14 protein-coding genes are annotated in these 12262 nt (G+C 69.8%); 9 read left to right on the top strand and 5 right to left on the bottom strand.

The features are described 5' to 3' along the window. Positions 1–83: 83 nt before the first annotated feature. A complete protein-coding gene (locus tag MST3598_RS16050) occupies positions 84–1469 on the top strand; it encodes a glycine--tRNA ligase (RefSeq protein ID WP_029258549.1) in 1386 nt (461 codons plus the stop codon). Between the two features lie 49 nt (positions 1470–1518). Here MST3598_RS16050 and MST3598_RS16045 read toward each other — a convergent pair whose 3' ends face one another. Then, the gene (locus MST3598_RS16045) at positions 1519–2478 is read right to left on the bottom strand and encodes a helix-turn-helix transcriptional regulator (RefSeq protein ID WP_029258548.1); all 960 of its coding nucleotides are present in this window, start codon (positions 2476–2478) and stop codon (positions 1519–1521) included. Between the two features lie 68 nt (positions 2479–2546). On the opposite strand from MST3598_RS16045, the gene MST3598_RS16040 reads away from it, so the two are divergent. Further along, a complete protein-coding gene (locus MST3598_RS16040; RefSeq protein WP_029258547.1) occupies positions 2547–3695 on the top strand; it encodes an epoxide hydrolase family protein in 1149 nt (382 codons plus the stop codon). Between the two features lie 129 nt (positions 3696–3824). Here MST3598_RS16040 and MST3598_RS16035 read toward each other — a convergent pair whose 3' ends face one another. From MST3598_RS16035 to MST3598_RS16025, 3 genes are read right to left on the bottom strand one after another with little or no spacing between them, the layout of a single operon-like run. Then, on the bottom strand, positions 3825–4250 hold the full coding sequence (locus MST3598_RS16035; RefSeq protein ID WP_029258546.1) for a DUF1801 domain-containing protein: 426 nt from the start codon (positions 4248–4250) through the stop codon (positions 3825–3827). Further along, positions 4247–4819 (bottom strand): HhH-GPD-type base excision DNA repair protein, encoded by a 573-nt coding sequence (locus tag MST3598_RS16030; protein ID WP_029258545.1) that lies wholly within the window; start codon positions 4817–4819, stop codon positions 4247–4249. The genes MST3598_RS16035 and MST3598_RS16030 overlap by 4 nt, the downstream gene beginning before the upstream one ends. 31 nt (positions 4820–4850) lie before the next feature. Continuing rightward, entirely contained in the window at positions 4851–6146 is a 1296-nt protein-coding gene (locus MST3598_RS16025; RefSeq protein WP_029258544.1) for a glutamyl-tRNA reductase, read from the bottom strand. Between the two features lie 87 nt (positions 6147–6233). On the opposite strand from MST3598_RS16025, the gene hemE reads away from it, so the two are divergent. Then, positions 6234–7256, top strand: coding sequence for a uroporphyrinogen decarboxylase (hemE, locus tag MST3598_RS16020; RefSeq protein ID WP_029258543.1), 1023 nt, complete (start codon positions 6234–6236; stop codon positions 7254–7256). Positions 7257–7258: 2 nt separating this feature from the next. Here the strand turns inward: hemE and MST3598_RS16015 are convergent, their stop codons facing one another. Then, the gene (locus MST3598_RS16015) at positions 7259–8161 is read right to left on the bottom strand and encodes an NAD(P)H-binding protein (protein ID WP_029258542.1); all 903 of its coding nucleotides are present in this window, start codon (positions 8159–8161) and stop codon (positions 7259–7261) included. 67 nt (positions 8162–8228) lie between these two features. Between MST3598_RS16015 and MST3598_RS16010 the strand changes: the two genes are divergently transcribed. The 6 genes from MST3598_RS16010 (at position 8229) to hemQ (ending at position 12258) form a co-directional block, all read left to right on the top strand. Further along, positions 8229–8561: a metalloregulator ArsR/SmtB family transcription factor gene (locus MST3598_RS16010; protein ID WP_021198263.1), complete on the top strand. Its 333-nt coding sequence runs from the start codon at positions 8229–8231 to the stop codon at positions 8559–8561. A gap of 46 nt (positions 8562–8607) precedes the next feature. Beyond that, the gene (locus MST3598_RS16005) at positions 8608–10209 is read left to right on the top strand and encodes a protoporphyrinogen/coproporphyrinogen oxidase (protein WP_029258541.1); all 1602 of its coding nucleotides are present in this window, start codon (positions 8608–8610) and stop codon (positions 10207–10209) included. Positions 10210–10371: 162 nt separating this feature from the next. Beyond that, positions 10372–10830, top strand: coding sequence for a hypothetical protein (locus MST3598_RS16000; RefSeq protein WP_021198265.1), 459 nt, complete (start codon positions 10372–10374; stop codon positions 10828–10830). A gap of 1 nt (position 10831) precedes the next feature. Beyond that, positions 10832–11239: a phage holin family protein gene (locus tag MST3598_RS15995; RefSeq protein WP_021198266.1), complete on the top strand. Its 408-nt coding sequence runs from the start codon at positions 10832–10834 to the stop codon at positions 11237–11239. Continuing rightward, positions 11226–11498, top strand: coding sequence for a hypothetical protein (locus MST3598_RS15990; RefSeq protein WP_021198267.1), 273 nt, complete (start codon positions 11226–11228; stop codon positions 11496–11498). Before MST3598_RS15995 ends, MST3598_RS15990 begins: the two co-directional genes overlap by 14 nt. 79 nt (positions 11499–11577) lie before the next feature. Beyond that, a complete protein-coding gene (gene hemQ, locus MST3598_RS15985; RefSeq protein WP_021198268.1) occupies positions 11578–12258 on the top strand; it encodes a hydrogen peroxide-dependent heme synthase in 681 nt (226 codons plus the stop codon). The last annotated feature ends 4 nt before the right edge of the window (positions 12259–12262 follow it).

Raw genomic sequence — 12262 nt, 5'->3', positions numbered from 1 at the left:
GCCAGGGAGCGCGCGGGAACCACGGATAGAATGAGGTGCCCGTGTTCACGGGTTTCCTCCCGCATCCGACCATTGGAGCCACCATGGCCGAACAGTCCCGCCTCGACAAGGTCATCGCCCTCGCCCGCCACCGCGGGTTCGTGTTCCAAGCGGGTGAGATCTACGGCGGTTCCCGGTCGGCCTGGGACTACGGCCCCCTCGGTACGGAGCTCAAGGAGAACATCCGCCGGCAGTGGTGGCAGACGTTCGTGCGCGGTCGTGGCGACATGGTCGGCCTCGACTCCAGCATCATCCTGCCCAAGCGCGTGTGGGAGGCGTCGGGTCACGTCGCGACCTTCACCGACCCGCTGGTCGAGTGCCTGCAGTGCCACAAGCGCTTCCGCGCCGACAACCTCATCGAGGACTTCGAGGCGCGCAAGGGCCGGAAGGCCGAGAACGGTCTCGCCGACATCCCCTGCCCGAACTGCGGCACCAAGGGTCAGTACACCGAGCCCAAGGCGTTCTCCGGTCTGGTCAAGACCTACCTCGGCGTCGTCGACGACGAGTCGGGTCTCTACTACCTGCGCCCCGAGACCGCGCAGGGCATCTTCGTGAACTTCTCGAACGTGCTCACCGCGAGCCGCAAGAAGCCGCCGTTCGGCATCGGCCAGGTCGGCAAGGCGTTCCGCAACGAGATCACGCCCGGAAACTTCATCTTCCGCACTCGCGAGTTCGAGCAGATGGAGATCGAATTCTTCACGCCGCCGGCCGAGGCGCAGGAGTGGTTCGAGCACTGGGTCGAGGCCTGCTGGAACTGGTTCATCGATCTCGGCATCGACCCCGAGAACATGCGTCAGTTCGACGTGCCGGAGGACGATCGCGCGCACTACTCCGCCGGCACGATCGACGTCGAGTACAAGTTCGGCTTCGCGGGCAAGGAGTGGGGCGAGCTCATGGGCGTCGCGAACCGCACCGACTACGACCTCTCCAGCCACAGCGAGGCGTCCGGCCAGAGCCTGACGTACTTCGACCAGGCAACGGGCGAGCGTTACACCCCGTACGTGATCGAGCCGTCCTTCGGCCTCACGCGCGCGATGATGGCGTTCCTCGTCGACGCCTACCGCGAGGAGCAGGTGCCCAACGCCAAGGGCGGCACCGATGTGCGCACGGTGCTCAAGCTCGACCCGCGCCTGGCTCCGGTCAAGGCCGCCGTGCTGCCGCTCAGCCGTAACGAGAACCTGTCGCCGCTCGCTCGCGAGGTCGCCGACACGCTCCGCAGCTCGTGGGCTGTCGACTTCGACGACGCCGGTGCGATCGGTCGCCGCTACCGTCGCCAGGACGAGATCGGCACCCCGTTCTGCGTCACGGTCGACTTCGACTCCCTCGACGACCGTGCCGTCACCGTGCGCGACCGCGACACCATGGCGCAGGAACGCGTCTCGATCGACGAGCTGCACGCGTACCTGGCCGAGCGCCTGCGCGGCGCCTGAGCACGCGGCATCCGGACCCCGTCGGCCTCATGCAGGCCGGCGGGGTCTTTCATGTGCTCCCGGCCACCGCGCGTGCGTAGCGCTCGGAGAGCAGCTGCAGGCGGGGGATCAGCTCGGGCGGGCTCTCGACCGTGAAGTCCATCATCAGCATGCCGATGTAGGCGGCGACGGTGTCGAGGCTGTCCGCACCAGTGACGAGGATGCAGTGCTCGTCGTCGACCGGCTCGACCACCCCGACTGCGGCGTGGATCCGATCGAGCACCGCCGCGGCCGGCGCATCGATGCGCAGCCGGGCGTGCACGATCCACCCGCTCACGGCGATGGTCCGCATCGCGAACGCCGTGTAGTCGCCGCCGGGCAGCGGCTGGGGATCGAAGCGGCGATGGGTCGGCATCCGCAGCTCCATCCAGTCGACACGGTACGTGCCCCACTCGTCGGTCGCGGGGTTGCGGGCGACCAGATACCAGCGGCGCACCCAGGTGAGCAGCCGATACGGCTCGACCAGCACGGGCGCGCCCTCGTAGTCGAAGCGCAGCCATTCCTCGTTGCGGATCGCGCTCGCGATGGCCTGCAGCGACGCGGCGTCGACCTCGGGGTCCGGTGCGTCGGTGTCGTTGTTCTCCGGGGCGCGGTCGACGCTCGAGCGCAGCGCATCCACCGTCGGGCGCAGGTGCGAGGGCAGCACCTGTTCGAGTTTGGCGAGTGCCCTGGCCCCCGACTCCGCCACCCCGGCGATGCCCGCTGCGGCGCGGAGTCCGACCGTGACAGCCACGGCTTCCTCGTCGTCGAGGAGCAGCGGAGGGAGGCTGCCACCGGCCCCGAGACGGTATCCGCCGACCGATCCGCGCGTGGCGTCGACGGGGTATCCGAGGTCGCGCAGCCGCTCGATGTCGTGCCGCACGGTGCGCGAGGAGACGCCGAGCCGGGCGGCGAGCTCGGTTCCGGAGCGGTCGGGGCCGGTCTGCAGCAGGGCGAGCAGGGCCAGCAGCCGCGCGGTGGGATCAGCCATGAGAGCTCCTCGAAAGTTCTTCATCCATTAGGAACGAATCCAACCTAATGCACTCCTACCTTCAAGATATGGAAAACACGACACTCACGTTCCGCCCCTTCACCGTCTCGGTCTCCGCCGCCGAGGTCGCCGATCTCCAGGATCGCCTCGCCCGTACCCGTCTTCCGCAGCCTTCTCCGACGGATGACTGGGATGCCGGCACCCCCAACTCCTACCTGCGCGAGGCCATCGCCGCCTGGCGCGACTTCGACTGGGCTGCTGCTCAGGAGCAGATCAACGCCGTTCCGCACTTCGCCACCGAGATCGACGGCCAGACGATCCACTTCATCCACGTGCGGTCGGCTTACGAGAGCGCGACGCCGCTGCTGCTCGCGCACACCTACCCCGGTTCATCGATCGACTACCTCGACCTGATCGACCGTCTCGTCGACCCGGTGGCGCACGGCGGCCGCGCGGAAGACGCGTTCGACGTCGTCATCCCGGATGCGCCGGGGTACGGCTTCTCGCAGCCGCTCGCCTCTGCGGGGTGGACGACCGCCCGGGTCGCCCAGGCCTACGACCGGCTGATGCGCGGGCTCGGCTACGATAGCTACGGCATCCACGGCTCGGACAACGGCGCCATGGTGGCGCGCGAGCTGGGACTGCTGAACCCGGAGGGTTTCCTCGGACTGCACGTGCTGCAGCTGTTCTCGTTCCCCTCCGGTGACCCGGCGGAGTTCGAGAGGCTGGAGCCCGCGGACTACGCCGGCCTCGAGCACATGCAGTGGTTCCAGTCGGTCGGCGGGTACAACACGATGAACTCCTCGCGCCCGCAGACCGTATCGGTGGGGATCAGCGACTCCCCGGTCGGACTGCTCGCGTACAGCGAGCTGTTCAACTCGTTCGGCAACGGCACCTCCCTCGTACCGCTGGAGAAGATCCTGCTCGAGGTCAGCGTGAACTGGTTCGCGAACGCGGCATCCGGCATGAGCCGCAGCTACCTGGAGAACGCCAGGGCCGACGCCGCGGCCGAAGGCGCCGAGCCGCGCATCAACGCCGCGCGCACCGGAGTCGCGGTCTTCGCCGACGACTTCCAGACGATCCGGGTGTTCGCCGAACGCGACAACTCGAACATCGTGCACTGGAGCCGCTTCGACGAGGGCGGGCACTTCGCCGCTCTGGAGCGCCCCGACCTGCTCGCCGGCGACATCCGCACCTTCTTCGCCGCTCAGGGCTGACTCCTGTCACGTCGGGCCAGACCCACGCTCCTCGCCGAGACCCATCCGCGCAGACGCTGCTGCGGATGGGTCTCGTCGCGCAGCATGGGTCTCGAACCTCGAACCCTGCGAGCATGCTCGCGACGCGACTCAGCCCGTGACGGTGAGCTGCACCTCGGAGGTGCCGCCGGCCTCGACCCAGGCGAGTGAGCGCTCCAGGATGCCGCGCAGCACGTCGAGGTCGATCTGCTTGAGGTCCTTGATGTACAGGCAGCCGACGCCGGTGGTATGCGGGCCGAGCTCCGCCAGGGCCTCGGCGTGCTCGGCCACGCCGTCGAACAGGTAGATCGTGGTGGCGGCCTTGCGCGGTGCGAAGCCGAGCAGTCCGCTGTCGCCCTCCGTGCCGGTGGGGTAGCGGTAGTGGCAGGATCCGAACCCGATGATCGTGCCCCAGGTCTGCGGTTCGCGTCCGGTGATCTCCTGCATGAGCGCGGTCAGGGTCTCGGCGTCCCGGCGGCGGACCGCGGGGGAGGAGCGGGCGATGAGCCCCGCGACATCGTCCCCCGTGGGTTTCACTTCGGGGCCTTCGCCGCGGCCTTCATGGCCTTCTTGTGCTCGCGCACCTTCGCGAGCGAGTCCGGCGAGACGATGTCGGCGACGCTGCGGTACGACCCGTCCTCACCATAGGGAGCGGAGGCCTCACGCCACCCCTCGCCCGTGAAGCCGTACTGCTTGCCGAGGAGGGCGAGGAAGATCTTGGCCTTCTGCTCGCCGAAGCCGGGAAGGGCTTTCAGTCGCTTCAGCACCTCGGGCCCCGACGGGTCCCCTTCGGTCCACAGCGTGGCGGCGTCGCCGTCCCAGTCGTCGACGAGGGTCTGGCACAGTGTCTGCACGCGTGTCGCCATGGACCCGGGGAAACGGTGCACGGCCGGAGTCTGCTTGAACGCCTCGAGGAACTCGTCCGGTGCCATGCCGGCGATCGTCGCGGCGTCGGCTGCTCCGGTGCGCTGCTCGATCTTGAGCGGACCGGCGAACGCGGTCTCCATCGGAACCTGCTGGTCGAGCAGCATCCCCACGAGGAGGGCGAGCGGATTGTCGGTCAGCAGCTCGTCGGCGGCGGTGTCTCCGGTGATGTGAAGGGCCATGCCTCCAGTGTCCCACCCACGCGTGCGCGTGTCAGGCGGTGGCGGCGTCCTCCGACGACTCAGCCTCGGGTGCGATGCCGTAGAGCGCGGCCAGTGCCGCGGTGAACTCGTCGGCACGACCCGCCGCGGCGAGCTCGTGAGCGCGCACGGTCGGAGTGTGCAGCAGCACGCCGGAGAGGTGACGCAGGGCCTGTTCGACCTTGCCGTCCTCGTCGCCGCGCGCCCGGGCACGATCGATCTCGCGTTCGAGCAGCTCGAAGATGTGCGAGCGGAAGGCCACGACCGACGGGGTCACGCTCTGACGCGCGCCCACGACATGGAACGTCTCGGCGGCTTCGCGGACGACGCTGCGCGCGGCATCCGTCGCCTGCAGTTCTTCGAGCGGTGCGTGCAGGCGGATGGTCTCGAGGTCGAGCAGTGCGACGCCCTCGAGGGAGGCGACGGCGGGGTCGACGTTGCGCGGCATGCCCAGATCGACCACGAGCTGGCTGTGCGCGCCCACGGGGCAGCCGGCTGCGGCGGGACCTGTCGGCAGCTGCAGGTGCTCGGGGCCGAGCACCGGTTCGGTGGCCGTGGTGCAGGTGATGAGCAGGCTCGAGTGTGCAGCGGTGCGGGCGTACTCGTCGGCGGTGATCGGACGGATGCCGTGCTTCGCGGCGAAGACCTCGGCGCGGCCGGAGGGCGAGTACACCGAGATGTTCACGGCGCCGCGCTCGCGGAGCGTGGCGAGAGTGACCGCGGCGTAGGCGCCGGTGCCGACCAGAAGCACGCGCTCGGCGGACCAGTCGGCGATGCGGCTGTCGGCGAGTTCGAGCGCGAGGCGCACGAGCGAGCGGCCGGCACGACCGAGGGCGGTGACGTTCTTGACCTTGCGCTGTGCCTGGCTGGCGCGCTGGAAGAGGCGCTCGAGCTCGGGCGAGGTGGTGCCGTCCTTGCGGGCGGACTTGAGGGCGCGGCGCACCTGGCCGGCGATCTCGCCCTCGCCGGAGACGACGGATTCGAGGCCGGAGGCGACGGAGAAGAGGTGCTCGGCAACGCGTCGACCCGAGTGCACGGTGTAGGCGCCGTCGAGGTCGGCGGCGGAGATGCCGGTCGCGGACTCGACCGCCTCGATCACGGCCTCGACGCCGATGGCGCCGGCGGCGGTGACCGGTTCGTCCATTTCCACGTACGCCTCGAACCGGTTGCACGTCGCCAGGACGACCGCACCCTGCACGCACGGCGTCATGCCCACGATGGTGGGAGCGACGTCGTCGGGGGTGCGGCTCAGGCGTTCGAGCAATTCGAAGGAGGCGGTCTTGTGACTCGCCGTCACACACAGCAGCACAGATCGATTGTACCGGAGCGTCTGCGGGCGAGGGTCCGACCCGTCGAACTCGGCGGCTCCATAAGGCGCGGATGGGAGGATGGACGCATGGCCCTCTCCGACGCCCCGCTCCTGCGCGCCCTCGCCGGCGACCGTCCTGCCCACCCTCCGGTGTGGTTCATGCGACAGGCCGGCCGGTCGTTGCCCGAGTACCGCGAGCTGCGCGTCGGAACCAGGATGCTCGATGCCTGCCTCACCCCTGACCTCGCCGCCGAGATCACTCTGCAGCCGGTGCGTCGCCACGGGGTCGATGCGGCCGTGTTCTTCAGCGACATCGTGATCCCGCTGCGCCTCGCCGGCGTCGATGTCGAGATCGAGCCCGGTCGCGGCCCGGTGTTCGCGAACCCGGTGCGTACGGCAGCCGACGTCGAGCGCATCACCGCGATCGACCCGGACGACCTGGACGGCACGGCCATCGCCGAAGCGGTCCGTCTCGTCACGGCGGAATTGGGCGACACCCCGCTGATCGGGTTCGCGGGCGCGCCCTTCACGCTCGCGGCCTATCTCGTCGAGGGCGGTCCCTCCAAGGAGCACCTGCGGGCCAGGGCCATGATGCACTCCGACCCGGACTCGTGGAACCGTCTGGCTGGCTGGCTCGCCAAGGTCTCTCGCCGCTTCCTCGAGACGCAGCGCGACGCCGGAGCCTCGGTCGTCCAGCTCTTCGACAGCTGGGCAGGATCCCTCAGCACCGCCGACTACCGCGCCTTCGTCGCCCCGCATTCGCACGCGGCGCTTGCGGGCATCGGTCTGCCGACGATCCACTTCGGCGTCGGCACCGGCCCGTTCCTCGCCGACATGCGCCTCGACGGTGCGGCCGACGGGGTGGGAGTCGACTGGCGCCAGCCGCTCGACGAAGCGGCCGCGATCCTCGGGCCGGATGTCACGGTGCAGGGCAACATCGACCCGGCGCTCCTCGCAGCCCCGTGGCCGGTGCTCGAGGCCCACGTACGCGACGTCGTCGAGCGCGGCCGTGCGGCGCGAGCCCACATCCTCAACCTCGGCCACGGCGTTCCTCCGGAGACCGATCCCGACCAGCTCACCCGCATCGTCGAGCTGGCGCACGCGATCTGACCTCAGGCCCTCCGTGCCGGCTGCAGGCGGTGCGTGATCCGCAGGTCGTCGAGGGTGAAGCGTCCCTGCGGAAGTGCTTCGCGGATGCGCGCATCGTCGAACGGGCGTGACGGCCGGATCCCGAGGGGCGCTTCCGGAGCGAACGGCGCGGGTTCGCTCACGCCTTCGGCGAGCATCCGCGCCTGGGCCTTCGCGACGAGCGGCACGACCATGGTCCACTCCGTCACCTGCGCCAGTGCGCGCACCATCCATGTCGGCACGGGGACGAAGGCGGGTCGGCGTCCGGCGACGCGGGCGATGCGGCGGATGGCCTCGCCGAGCGTGATCTCGTCGGCTCCCATGACGGCGATCGTCGGTTCCTCGATGCGGCCCTCGAGAGCGGCGACGAGCACATCGACCGCATCCTCGACCGGTACCGGCCGTGCCGTGCGCTCGCGATATCCGACGGTCCAGAAGAACGGCAGGGTCCGCACCGCCTTGGTCACGTGGTCGATCATGTGGTCGCCGGGGCCGTAGATCATGCCGGACTTGAGGATCGTGTGCGGGATGCCGGAGACGCGCACGATCTGCTCCGCCTCCCACTTCGACTCGTGATAGCCGGACCCGCAGTCGGGGCGTGCCCGGAGGAAGCTGACGAGGACGATGCGCTGCACACCCGCGCGGCGAGCGGCCTCCACGACGGCTCTCGTGCCGTCGACGTGCACGCGACGGAAGGTCTGCTCTCCGATCTCGCGGTTGATCCCGGCGCAGTGCGCGACGGCGTCGCACCCCTCGAACGCGGAGGCCAGCGCGTCGACGTCGGTGATGTCGACGCCGTTTCGACGGGAGACGACGACCGCATCGTCGAGACGTTCGGCGAGGTTCCTGCCGACGAAACCGGTACCGCCCGTGATGGCAACTCGCATGATGCCTCTCCTTCGCTCATTAGCTACGCGGCTAAACACTATCTAGCAAAGGTGCTATATTGCAACCATGGCAGACAGCGCGACCGACATCTTCGCAGCGCTGGCGCACCCTACCCGGCGCCAGATCCTGCAGGACCTGAAAGACGGTGAGCTCGCGGCCGGCGAGATCGCGTCGCGCTTCTCCGCGAGCGGCCCGACCATCTCCCGTCATCTGAGCGTGCTCCGCCAGGCCGGACTCATCAGCGAGCGCCGCGACGCCAATCGCATCCTCTACTCCCTCGTCGGCGAGCGCCTGGCTCTCTCGGTCGGCGACTTCCTCTCCACGGTGTGCCCTGAGCAGATCGTGCTGCGCGAGGTGCGCAAGCGCGGGCGCGGTGCGTCGGAGCCCGTCGAGGCGTGAACCGTCCGTCGCCGGGGCCCGACCGGCCCGGTGCGAGAATTGACGCATGAGCCCTGAGCCCTCCGCTGCCGAGCCGTCCGACCTCGCCGCCCGTGCGGCGGACAAGCATGTCGTCGTGGTCGGAGGCGGCATCGGGGGCCTCGTCGCTGCGCGGGAGTGCGCCAAGGTCGGGATGCGCGTCACCGTGCTCGAAGCTGCCGACGATCTGGGTGGCGCGATCCGTCGAGTCGATCTGGATGGCGTGATCGTCGATGCCGGCGCCGAGAGCTACGCGACCAGGGGTGGCCTCGTGCGAGCGCTCGTCGAGGAGCTGGGACTGGCCGACCGCATCGTGGTCCCGCAGGCCGGCGGCGCATGGCTCGCCGGCATTCCCGGAGTGGGCGCGGCACCTCTCCCGGCCGGCGGCATCCTCGGCATCCCCGCCAACCCTTTCCAGCCCGACGTCCGCCGCATCATCGGGTGGTCCGGCGTCTGGCGCGCCTATCTGGATCGCGTGCGGCCGCCACTCACGATCGGCCACCAGCTCAGCCTCGGCAAGCTCGTCGCCTCGCGCATGGGGGCGAAGGTGCGGGATCGCCTCGTCGCTCCCGTGACGACCGGTGTCTACTCCGCCTCTCCCGACGACGTCGACATCGATGTCGCGGCGCCCGGACTCAATGCCGCCCTGACCCGGGTCGGCTCCCTCTCGGGGGCCGTGCAGACGCTCCGTGACGAGGCTGCGGCGAAAGCCTCTCACGCCGCGTCGGGGGCGAAGTCGCCAGCAGCGAAGACCCCCTCTACGACACCGGGAGCCGCCGTGGAGGGACTCTCCGGAGGTATGAGCACCCTCGTCGACGCGCTCGCCGCCGACCTGGTGCGGCTCGACGCCGACGTGCGCACGGGCGTGCGCGTGCGCCGTGTGCGCAAGGTGGGGGCGGCCTGGACTGTCGACGTCGAGGTCGCGCCTACCCGTGAGGTTCCCTCGAGCGTCGACGACGCAGACGCGCTCGTGGTCGAGCTGCAGGCGGCCGTCGAGGATTCCGTGCCGCCCGTGATCGAGGAGCTCGCCGCCGACGCCGTCATCATCGCGACCCCCGAATCCGCAGCGCGGGAACTCCTCGCCTCGGCGGTGCCCGACCTTCTGAAGACAGAGGCCGCAGCCTCTCCCGAGATCGAGATCGTCACCCTCCTGCTCGACGCGCCGGAACTCGCCACCCCGCCCCGCGGTACCGGCGTGCTCACCGTCCCGGGCAGCCACACCGCCAAGGCGCTCACCCACTCGACGGCGAAGTGGGGCTGGGTGCGCGAGGCCGCAGGTGCTCGGCAGATCGTCCGGGTGTCGTTCGGCGCGCAGGGCGAGCCGGCGGCCACCGCGGGCCTGAGCGACGACGCGGCCGCAGACCTGGCGCGGCGAGAAGCCGCCGCCCTGCTCGGCGTCGCCATCGGCCCTGCGGCCGTCGTCGCCTCGCATCGTGGGCGCTTCGTGCAGTCGCAGCCGGCGTCGATCATCGGGTCCGGAGAAAGGCGCACAGCGGCGCGCGCAGCTGTCCAGGCGGTGCCCGGTGTGGCCGCGGTGGGGGCCTGGCTGGCGGGAACGGGGCTCGCTCAGGTGGTCCCGGACGCGCGGGACGAGGCCGACCGTCTGCGACGCGCCCTGTTGTGGGACTGATCGTCGGAGTGGGAGTGCCCTCCGTGTCAACCCTCTGACCCATAGATGCCGAAATCGGCATACGGGGTTACGCTGGGTACCTGGCCGCGGGGTGCGAAAGCCTGCGGCCGGTCCCAACCGGGCGAATCTGGCCGGACTACCGGAACAAGGTGAGGAGACCCCATGAAGGGGAAGATCGGACTCGTCGTCGGGCTCGGCGTGGGCTACGTCCTCGGCACCCGTGCCGGACGTGAGCGCTACGAGCAGATCAAGACGCAGTGGCTCAAGGTGTGGAACCTCGATCCCGTGCAGGAGCAGGTCACCAAGGTCAAGGGCTTCGTCGGCGACAAGGCCGCGGCCGTCCCCGGCGCTCTCTGGACCGGGGTCGTGAAGGTCGCGAAGTCGGTCAGCGGCAACGGCACGCCCGGTCAGCGGCTCGACTCCGCCATCGCCACCGGACGCGAGGCGGCGGAAGACCTCGCCGAGGCGACGGAAGAGGCGGTCGAAGCCGCGAAGGCCACCGCGTCGTCGAATGCCTCGTCGAGCAAGACGTCGACCAAGACCGCAGCCAAGCCCGCCGCGAAGAAGCCCGCGGCCAAGAAGCCGGCTGCGAAGTCCGCCCCCAAGAAGTCCGGCGCCTGACATGCCCCGCGGATACCGCGATCGCGCCGACGACAGCCTGCTGACTCTCCTCGGAGACCTGCCGGAACTCGTCACGAATCTGGTCAAGGCCGAGATCGACGCCGCGAAGGCGTGGATCTCGCGCACCTCGAAGGACGCCGGCATCGGTTCCGTGTGGTTCCTCGTCGCGCTGTTCTTCCTGTTCTGGGCCGTGCCGGTGATCCTCGTGTTCGCGATCGCCGGGCTGTCCTCCTGGTGGCCCGTGTGGCTCTCCGCGATCGCGGTGTTCGGCATCCTGATCCTCGCCGTGCTGCTGTTCGCGCTGCTCGGGATCCTCAAGTTCCGCAAGGTGCTCGCGCGCCAGAACCCGGCGCAGGCCGTCGCCGAGGACATCCGACTCGTGAAGGAGGCCGGCGATGACGAATTCTGAGTCGCTGCCGCGCACCGCCGTTCCCGGCGGGATCGTCGACCCCGTCGCCTCGGCCCGCGCCGAGCTGAAGGCCGCCCTCGCGGCGATCGAGGTCAAGGGGAACATCCCACGCCGGGTCGAGAAGGCATCGACGCGTGCGGCGGCGAAGGCCCGCGTGTTCGCGGACCGCAACCCGATCGGGGCGATCGCCGCCGCGGTCGGCATCGCCGCGGCGGTGGGGGGCGCGGTCTGGGCGATCGCGCGCTTCCTCTCGCGCTGAGGTGCAGCATTCCAGGATGCCGTGAGCAGCCCTCGCGGGTGATTAGCGGCTCCTGCGCAAACGAGGCAGACTGGGGAGCATGATGTCCGAAGAGCGCGATGAGAACCCGTCCGGCTTCACCCTCTGGGCTGTCTGGCGACGAAACCCCGACGTCCCTGTGACGGAGACCGACTCGACCGAGCTCGAGACGATCGTCTCCTACATCGAGGACTCCGGCGTCACCGTCCGCGGCTTCTACGACGTCTCCGGCCTCAAGGCCGATGCCGACCTCATGGTGTGGCTGCACGGCGACACCGCCGAGGAACTGCAGAAGGCGCTCCGCCGCCTTCGTCGCACCGAACTCCTGCGTGCGCTGCTCCCGGTGTGGAACGTGATGGGCGTGCACCGCGACGCCGAGTTCAACCGCTCGCACGTTCCGGGCTTCCTCCGCGGGGTCGACCCCAAGGAATGGCTGTGCCTGTACCCGTTCGTGCGCACGCCCGAGTGGTACCTCGCGCCGGAGGAGGAGCGTCGCAAGATGCTCGCCGACCACGGCCGCAAGGGTGCCGCCTTCAAGGGTGTGCTCGCGAACACCGTCGCGTCGTTCGCGCTCGGCGACTACGAGTGGCTGCTTCCGCTCGAGGCCGATGAGCTCACCGACCTCGTCGACATGATGCGCGACCTCCGCTACACCGACGCCCGCATGTATGTGAAGGAGGAGGTGCCCTTCTACACGGGGCGCAGGCTCCGATTCGACGAGATCGCGGACGTCCTCCAGTAAGCCC

Origin of the sequence: Microbacterium sp. TPU 3598 (assembly GCF_002356155.1) — a bacterium.
Lineage (GTDB): Bacteria > Actinomycetota > Actinomycetes > Actinomycetales > Microbacteriaceae > Microbacterium > Microbacterium maritypicum_A.
The sequence above is the reverse complement of the archived record's forward strand: the minus strand, read 5'-3'. Positions and strand labels throughout refer to the sequence as shown.

Excerpts from the sequence above, each read along its gene's own strand:
- MST3598_RS16050 (WP_029258549.1), top strand. The coding sequence starts at position 84 with ATGGCCGAACAGTCCCGCCTCGACAAGGTCATCGCCCTCGCCCGCCAC.
- MST3598_RS16045 (WP_029258548.1), bottom strand. The coding sequence starts at position 2,478 with ATGGCTGATCCCACCGCGCGGCTGCTGGCCCTGCTCGCCCTGCTGCAG.
- MST3598_RS16040 (WP_029258547.1), top strand. The coding sequence starts at position 2,547 with ATGGAAAACACGACACTCACGTTCCGCCCCTTCACCGTCTCGGTCTCC.
- MST3598_RS16030 (WP_029258545.1), bottom strand. The coding sequence starts at position 4,819 with ATGGCCCTTCACATCACCGGAGACACCGCCGCCGACGAGCTGCTGACC.
- hemE (WP_029258543.1), top strand. The coding sequence starts at position 6,234 with ATGGCCCTCTCCGACGCCCCGCTCCTGCGCGCCCTCGCCGGCGACCGT.
- MST3598_RS16015 (WP_029258542.1), bottom strand. The coding sequence starts at position 8,161 with ATGCGAGTTGCCATCACGGGCGGTACCGGTTTCGTCGGCAGGAACCTC.
- MST3598_RS16010 (WP_021198263.1), top strand. The coding sequence starts at position 8,229 with ATGGCAGACAGCGCGACCGACATCTTCGCAGCGCTGGCGCACCCTACC.
- MST3598_RS16005 (WP_029258541.1), top strand. The coding sequence starts at position 8,608 with ATGAGCCCTGAGCCCTCCGCTGCCGAGCCGTCCGACCTCGCCGCCCGT.
- MST3598_RS16000 (WP_021198265.1), top strand. The coding sequence starts at position 10,372 with ATGAAGGGGAAGATCGGACTCGTCGTCGGGCTCGGCGTGGGCTACGTC.
- MST3598_RS15995 (WP_021198266.1), top strand. The coding sequence starts at position 10,832 with ATGCCCCGCGGATACCGCGATCGCGCCGACGACAGCCTGCTGACTCTC.
- MST3598_RS15990 (WP_021198267.1), top strand. The coding sequence starts at position 11,226 with ATGACGAATTCTGAGTCGCTGCCGCGCACCGCCGTTCCCGGCGGGATC.
- hemQ (WP_021198268.1), top strand. The coding sequence starts at position 11,578 with ATGATGTCCGAAGAGCGCGATGAGAACCCGTCCGGCTTCACCCTCTGG.